Origin of the sequence: Syntrophorhabdus sp. (assembly GCA_012719415.1) — a bacterium.
Taxonomy (GTDB): domain Bacteria; phylum Desulfobacterota; class Syntrophorhabdia; order Syntrophorhabdales; family Syntrophorhabdaceae; genus Delta-02.
On sequence record JAAYAK010000179.1, the window covers coordinates 1 to 3,092 of the forward strand.

Here is a 3,092-nt window from a genome sequence, read left to right on the forward strand (position 1 = left end):
GGATTCCGGCCTTCGCCGGAATGACGGAGAAAATGAGTCTAGCAACAGGCTGTCTAACGGTTCCAACGGTTCTAACGGTTCCAACGGTTCTAACGGTTCCAACGGTTCCAACGGTTCAAGCGGTTCAAGCGGTCTTTTCCCCCTTGCCTCCTTCCCTCCCGCCCCGTATACTGTGTGGGACTCGAACATCACAGAGAAAGGTGGTTTTCCGTTGGGCCGGGATGTGGGGATCGATTACTTGCGGAGCCTTGTGACCGTGTCGGTGGTTGCCCATCACTCGGCGCTGGCGTACACGACGTTCAGCAGCTTCGACGCGGCGCGCTACAGGGAATCCCCGATGCCTGTCGTCGACGCGGCGCGGTTTTGGCCCCTCGATATCCTTGTGAGCTGGAACGACCTTTTCTTCATGTCCCTCATGTTCTTCATATCCGGGCTCTTCGTCGCCTCCTCCATCGCGCGCAAGGGGGGAGGACGGTTCATGGCGGACAGGGCAAAGCGGCTTGGAGTGCCTTTTGTCCTCTTTTCCGTCGTGCTGAGCCCGATCGCCTTCTATCCGTCCTGGCTTTTGAGCGCATCCGCCGGTCAGGGGCATTATCTGGCGAGTTTCTTCGCCGGCGGGACATGGAACACGGGGCCGCTGTGGTTTTTGTGGCTCCTTCTTGTCTTCTGCGCCGTCACGGCCGCGGCGTTTCGGCTCCTGCCCCGGGCCATGAAGGGCTTCGCCTGGACAGCCGGGCCGACGGGCACGCTCCCTGGCGTCTTTCTTGCCGTGACCCTGGCGACGATCGTTCCCCTGTCTTTCTTCGACCTGCCGGACTCGCTCTTCCTCGCCGGCCCCTTCGGGCTTCCCCACGCGCCGAGGGTCTTCCTCTATTTCGCCTGGTTCCTCATGGGCGTCATGCTGGGCGCCGGGGACATGTCACGCTCCCTCTCGCGGGGAAACCTCAGGCACTGGCCCCTCTGGCTCACCCTGGGAGGTTTGAGCTATGTCGCGAACGCCCTCGGCCCGGTGCTCATCCCCGGCCTCACGCCGTCGGCAACAAAGGTCCTTCTCAACGCCACCCTCTCCTTCTGCTGCGTCTTCACGATCCTTGGCAGCCTCGGCCTCGCCCGCAGGTTCTTCACGAAAGACCTGCCCATCGGCGACAGCCTCTCCGACAACGCCTACGGCATCTACATCTTCCACTACATGTTCGTCCTCTGGGCACAGTTCATGCTCCTTACCGCGCCCATCCCCGCAGGCCTCAAATTCCTCCTCGCCTTCGCCTTCGCCCTTGCTGCAAGCTGGACCCTAACGGCGCTGGCCCGCAGGACACCCCTTGCGAGAGTACTATAGACCAGTCTGAAGGTCCTTCCGCCTCTAACGCTCAAGCGGTTCAAGCTGCTCAAGCGCTTCTTCCTACTCCCAGACGACGACCTTTGCTCTCTTGTCCTTTACCGCTCCGAAGTGTTTTCTGTCTTTCGTGTGGATCTCGTTGCATCCGTTCTCGAGGAAGGACGCGATGATGATGGAATCGATATAGGGGGTGCCGTGACCTCCCTTGAGAGCGGCGGCCTTTTCGACCACCGCCTTGTTGACGTCAAGGACGGTGCACGTTTTTTCTATGCCTTCGACCATTTTCCTGCCCTGCTGCGGTTTGCCTATCCGTATGGTGAGGTAGAGGATCTCACCCAGGGTCAGAACGGACACACAGGGCGCGGCCTCTTTTTCCTTCAGGGCTTCCCAGTGCCCGATGATGCCCCTGTCTCCGAGCATCATCCCCATGAAGTAACCCGTGTCGAGGCCTACCATCGGTCGGCATCTCTGTCGGCGTGCCAGGACCTTACCACATCCTCGAGGCCCCCGCTCCGCCCTATGTCGGCGGCGGCCGCCGTGACGTCGTCGTAGCCCGACCTGTCCTTGCCCGCCTGCATGACAAGCCGTATCGCCTTCTGTACGACCTGGCTCGCGCCTTCCTTCTGGGCATTGATGAAATTGATCTGATCGTCAGGCAGATAGACGGATATATTCTTCCCCATTCCGCACCTCCTGTATTATCCTATAACATATTATATCTAATAGTCCACAACGAAAGTATCTGAATACCGCCGGGCGTAAGCGGCGGCTCAGCCTCTATCCTCTAACGCTCAACAGGCTGTCAAGCGGTTCAAGCTGCTCAAGCGGTTCAAGCGGTCTTTCAGGTTTTTCCCACGTACCGGATGCCTTCGATGTCCTTGAAGTGCGCGTCCTGCGTCCAGACGGTCGCGTTGTGGACGCGGGCTGTGGCGAGGATGATGCTGTCGGCGAGGGGCATTTTCAGTTCCACCCCAATCTTCGCGGCGGAAAGGGCCAGGGGGGAAGACAGGTCAACGATGAGCCCCTGGTGCATCAACGCGACGGCCTGCAGGGCCGGGGCCTCACCCCGTTGCTGCAATATCTTTCTGAAAACCTCGTAGATGCATATCACGGGGACGATGAGGTTATCGATATCCTCGATGGCGCCGGCGTAGAAGTCCGCGTTGGGGCCATCCGCGTAGTACTCGAGCCACCCGCATGAGTCGACGAGGTTCATGCCCTGTCGTCCTCCTCCCGCTCCACCGTGGTATCGATCCCCCTTACGAAGCCTCTCATCTTAGCCGGGCTCCTCACGGGAATAAGCTCGATGCGATTCTCGTACAGGAGGACCTGCACCTTTGTGCCGGGCCTGATATCCATGGTCTCCCTGATCTCCCGGGGGATGACCACCTGGTACTTTGGAGACACCTTCACCGCCTTCATGCCAACCTCCATCGATAACAGTTACGTTATACGATACCCGTATCGACAGCGTAAGTCAAGAAGATGATTGGAACCGTTGGAACCGAAACAGGAGGCAGTCGTTTGAGTTGATAAAGCCGTCTTTGTCGTCATCCCGGTCTTGATCCGGGATCCAGAAAAAGCTCGCGTCGAACTTTTCACCGTTCAGTGGTCATCTGCTGCCAGTCTTTCCTAGATATAATGGCTGACAACCGAACAAGAAAAGGCCTGCTCCTTGGTTGTCGTGGGTTATACTTGGTGAGTCACCAAAAACACAAAGTACAGAGCCAGAATAAGGAGGCAGGCCAATGAGAGA

Annotated in this window: 6 protein-coding genes; 1 reads left to right on the top strand and 5 read right to left on the bottom strand. The window is 58.5% G+C overall.

Going from position 1 to position 3,092, the window contains the following annotated elements:
* Positions 1–192: hypothetical protein (locus GXX82_10420; protein ID NLT23450.1), on the bottom strand; the 192-nt coding region annotated here is incomplete at its 3' end.
* 19 nt (positions 193–211) lie between these two features.
* Here GXX82_10420 and GXX82_10425 point away from each other — a divergent pair.
* Positions 212–1,336, top strand: a complete 1,125-nt coding sequence (locus GXX82_10425; GenBank protein NLT23451.1) for an acyltransferase — start codon at positions 212–214, stop codon at positions 1,334–1,336.
* A gap of 63 nt (positions 1,337–1,399) precedes the next feature.
* Here GXX82_10425 and GXX82_10430 read toward each other — a convergent pair whose 3' ends face one another.
* From GXX82_10430 to GXX82_10445, 4 genes are all read right to left on the bottom strand, one after another.
* Positions 1,400–1,792, bottom strand: coding sequence for a PIN domain-containing protein (locus GXX82_10430; GenBank protein ID NLT23452.1), 393 nt, complete (start codon positions 1,790–1,792; stop codon positions 1,400–1,402).
* Positions 1,786–2,019 (bottom strand): hypothetical protein, encoded by a 234-nt coding sequence (locus GXX82_10435; protein NLT23453.1) that lies wholly within the window; start codon positions 2,017–2,019, stop codon positions 1,786–1,788. The genes GXX82_10430 and GXX82_10435 overlap by 7 nt, the downstream gene beginning before the upstream one ends.
* A 158-nt stretch (positions 2,020–2,177) precedes the next feature.
* Complete coding sequence (locus GXX82_10440; protein NLT23454.1) at positions 2,178–2,552, bottom strand: type II toxin-antitoxin system VapC family toxin; 375 nt, start codon at positions 2,550–2,552, stop codon at positions 2,178–2,180.
* Positions 2,549–2,758: an AbrB/MazE/SpoVT family DNA-binding domain-containing protein gene (locus tag GXX82_10445; GenBank protein ID NLT23455.1), complete on the bottom strand. Its 210-nt coding sequence runs from the start codon at positions 2,756–2,758 to the stop codon at positions 2,549–2,551. Before GXX82_10445 ends, GXX82_10440 begins: the two co-directional genes overlap by 4 nt.
* Positions 2,759–3,092 lie beyond the last annotated feature (334 nt).